Raw genomic sequence first — 2,564 nt, forward strand, 5'->3', positions numbered from 1 at the left:
TGGCAGCTTCATGCGGACTGGATTCATTATCTTCCCGGCTTTCTTGTCCTCATGGGGCTTTCATATGGACAGGATTCGTTCTCTTTCCCGCTTTCCTGTCCTCATGGCAGCTTCATACGGACAGGATTCGTTCTCTTTTCCGCTTTCCTGTCCTCATGCAAGTGTCGGGGTTTAAAATTCTATAATTTTAAATGCGTTCTCTCGTAATCTTCTCGATTCCAATTAAAAAAAGCTGATAACACAAGTTATCAGCTTTTTTCTATGACCCCTACGGGATTCGAACCCGTGTTACCGCCGTGAAAGGGCGGTGTCTTAACCGCTTGACCAAGGGGCCAAATATTTAAATACAGAGAAGAAGGGATTCGAACCCTCGCGCCGGTCACCCGACCTACTCCCTTAGCAGGGGAGCCCCTTGAGCCACTTGGGTACTTCTCTATAAGGCTCCGCAGGTAGGACTCGAACCTACGACCGATCGGTTAACAGCCGATAGCTCTACCACTGAGCTACTGCGGAATAATTGTAAATTATTAGTCTTAAAAAAAACTATGGTGGGCCTAAATGGACTCGAACCATCGACCTCACGCTTATCAGGCGTGCGCTCTAACCAGCTGAGCTATAGGCCCATATTTGGAGCGGGTGATGGGAATCGAACCCACTACATCAGCTTGGAAGGCTGAGGTTTTACCAGTAAACTACACCCGCAAATCAATTAAATGGGGCGACTGATGGGAATCGAACCCACGAATGTCGGAACCACAATCCGATGCGTTAACCACTTCGCCACAATCGCCATAACTATTCAATTATAAATAAATGGTGGCTCAGGACGGAATCGAACCGCCGACACAAGGATTTTCAGTCCTTTGCTCTACCGACTGAGCTACTGAGCCATCAAATGGCGGTCTGGACGGGACTCGAACCCGCGACCTCCTGCGTGACAGGCAGGCATTCTAACCAACTGAACTACCAGACCGGATTGCGGGGACAGGATTTGAACCTGCGACCTTCGGGTTATGAGCCCGACGAGCTACCAGACTGCTCCACCCCGCGATAATAAAAATTATAAAGTTTGGAGCATGCTCCATGTTTTTGTTACTGACTGTCCCCATCTCAGAATGCATATTCAAGAAGCAACTCGATGGGTACAACTCGCAGATTCTTCATTGAAGCAACGCTCGTTGCTCCACCCGTCGATAATAATAATATTTTACTTAGAATAATATGGCGGAGGAAGAGGGATTCGAACCCCCGCGCGGTTTAACCCGCCTGTCGGTTTTCAAGACCGATCCCTTCAGCCGGACTTGGGTATTCCTCCACATTATTATACTTCTGGTGGACCTTGTAGGACTCGAACCTACGACCGGACGGTTATGAGCCGTCTGCTCTAACCAGCTGAGCTAAAGGTCCATGATAATGATATATATTGGTAGCGGCGGAGGGGATCGAACCCCCGACCTTACGGGTATGAACCGTACGCTCTAGCCAGCTGAGCTACACCGCCATTATATATTAAAGTTGGTGGAGTCTAGGGGGATCGAACCCCTGACCTCCTGCGTGCAAAGCAGGCGCTCTCCCAGCTGAGCTAAGACCCCATAATTTAAGAAGTACATGGTCGGGAAGACAGGATTCGAACCTGCGACCCCTTGGTCCCAAACCAAGTGCTCTACCAAGCTGAGCTACTTCCCGAATAATAAGCGCGCCCGAAAGGAGTCGAACCCATAACCTTCTGATCCGTAGTCAGACGCTCTATCCAATTGAGCTACGGGCGCATTATTTCAAATAGTGGTGCCGAGGACCGGAATCGAACCGGTACGGTAGTCACCTACCGCAGGATTTTAAGTCCTGTGCGTCTGCCAGTTCCGCCACCCCGGCACTATTTGGAGCGGAAGACGGGATTCGAACCCGCGACCCCCACCTTGGCAAGGTGGTGTTCTACCACTGAACTACTTCCGCATATTCTATTAAATGGTGCGGGTGAAGGGAGTCGAACCCCCACGCCTTGCGGCGCCAGATCCTAAGTCTGGTGCGTCTGCCAATTCCGCCACACCCGCATATTAATTTTAAATGGTGAGCCATGAAGGACTCGAACCTTCGACCCTCTGATTAAAAGTCAGATGCTCTACCGACTGAGCTAATGGCTCGTATTAGTGTACTTCCCTAAACTTTGCTTTTCGCCGGATGCCCACGCCTCAGAAAGCTTATTCAAGCAGCAACTCGGTGTGTACCCTGATGCTGTTTCAGTGAAGCTTACTCGATCGTGCTCTACCGACTGAGCTAATGGCTCGTACTAAGAATGGTGCCGGCTAGAGGACTTGAACCCCCAACCTACTGATTACAAGTCAGTTGCTCTACCAATTGAGCTAAACCGGCATAATATGGTGGAGGATGACGGGATCGAACCGCCGACCCTCTGCTTGTAAGGCAGATGCTCTCCCAGCTGAGCTAATCCTCCATATACAGCCTGGCAACGTCCTACTCTCACAGGGACAAGGTCCCAACTACCATCGGCGCTGAGAAGCTTAACTTCCGTGTTCGGTATGGGAACGGGTGTGACCTTCTCGCCA

At 50.4% G+C, this 2,564-nt stretch carries 21 tRNA genes and 1 rRNA gene; all 22 read right to left on the reverse strand.

Annotated features, from left to right (window positions below):
- Positions 1-262: 262 nt before the first annotated feature.
- Positions 263-334: transfer RNA gene (locus JOC76_RS29510), tRNA-Glu, on the reverse strand.
- Between the two features lie 13 nt (positions 335-347).
- Positions 348-435: transfer RNA gene (locus JOC76_RS29515), tRNA-Ser, on the reverse strand.
- A 6-nt stretch (positions 436-441) separates the two neighbouring features.
- Positions 442-513: transfer RNA gene (locus JOC76_RS29520), tRNA-Asn, on the reverse strand.
- Positions 514-546: 33 nt separating this feature from the next.
- A tRNA-Ile gene (locus JOC76_RS29525) sits at positions 547-623 on the reverse strand.
- A gap of 5 nt (positions 624-628) precedes the next feature.
- Positions 629-702, reverse strand: a tRNA-Gly gene (locus tag JOC76_RS29530).
- Positions 703-714: 12 nt separating this feature from the next.
- Positions 715-790 (reverse strand) — tRNA-His (locus tag JOC76_RS29535).
- 24 nt (positions 791-814) lie between these two features.
- Positions 815-890, reverse strand: a tRNA-Phe gene (locus tag JOC76_RS29540).
- A 6-nt stretch (positions 891-896) separates the two neighbouring features.
- Positions 897-973, reverse strand: a tRNA-Asp gene (locus JOC76_RS29545).
- 3 nt (positions 974-976) lie between these two features.
- Positions 977-1,050 (reverse strand) — tRNA-Met (locus tag JOC76_RS29550).
- A 172-nt stretch (positions 1,051-1,222) separates the two neighbouring features.
- Positions 1,223-1,315, reverse strand: a tRNA-Ser gene (locus tag JOC76_RS29555).
- A gap of 15 nt (positions 1,316-1,330) precedes the next feature.
- Positions 1,331-1,407: transfer RNA gene (locus JOC76_RS29560), tRNA-Ile, on the reverse strand.
- A gap of 17 nt (positions 1,408-1,424) precedes the next feature.
- A tRNA-Met gene (locus tag JOC76_RS29565) sits at positions 1,425-1,501 on the reverse strand.
- Between the two features lie 15 nt (positions 1,502-1,516).
- Positions 1,517-1,592: transfer RNA gene (locus tag JOC76_RS29570), tRNA-Ala, on the reverse strand.
- A 17-nt stretch (positions 1,593-1,609) separates the two neighbouring features.
- A tRNA-Pro gene (locus JOC76_RS29575) sits at positions 1,610-1,686 on the reverse strand.
- A gap of 9 nt (positions 1,687-1,695) precedes the next feature.
- Positions 1,696-1,769: transfer RNA gene (locus JOC76_RS29580), tRNA-Arg, on the reverse strand.
- Positions 1,770-1,783: 14 nt separating this feature from the next.
- A tRNA-Leu gene (locus JOC76_RS29585) sits at positions 1,784-1,872 on the reverse strand.
- 6 nt (positions 1,873-1,878) lie between these two features.
- Positions 1,879-1,953 (reverse strand) — tRNA-Gly (locus tag JOC76_RS29590).
- Between the two features lie 13 nt (positions 1,954-1,966).
- Positions 1,967-2,051 (reverse strand) — tRNA-Leu (locus JOC76_RS29595).
- A 14-nt stretch (positions 2,052-2,065) separates the two neighbouring features.
- Positions 2,066-2,141 (reverse strand) — tRNA-Lys (locus tag JOC76_RS29600).
- Between the two features lie 153 nt (positions 2,142-2,294).
- Positions 2,295-2,370 (reverse strand) — tRNA-Thr (locus tag JOC76_RS29605).
- A gap of 6 nt (positions 2,371-2,376) precedes the next feature.
- Positions 2,377-2,452, reverse strand: a tRNA-Val gene (locus JOC76_RS29610).
- A gap of 7 nt (positions 2,453-2,459) precedes the next feature.
- A 5S ribosomal RNA gene (gene rrf / locus JOC76_RS29615) occupies positions 2,460-2,564 on the reverse strand; the annotation flags it as partial.

The sequence above is a fragment of the Neobacillus cucumis genome (genome assembly GCF_016908975.1).
Lineage (GTDB): Bacteria > Bacillota > Bacilli > Bacillales > Cytobacillaceae > Neobacillus > Neobacillus cucumis.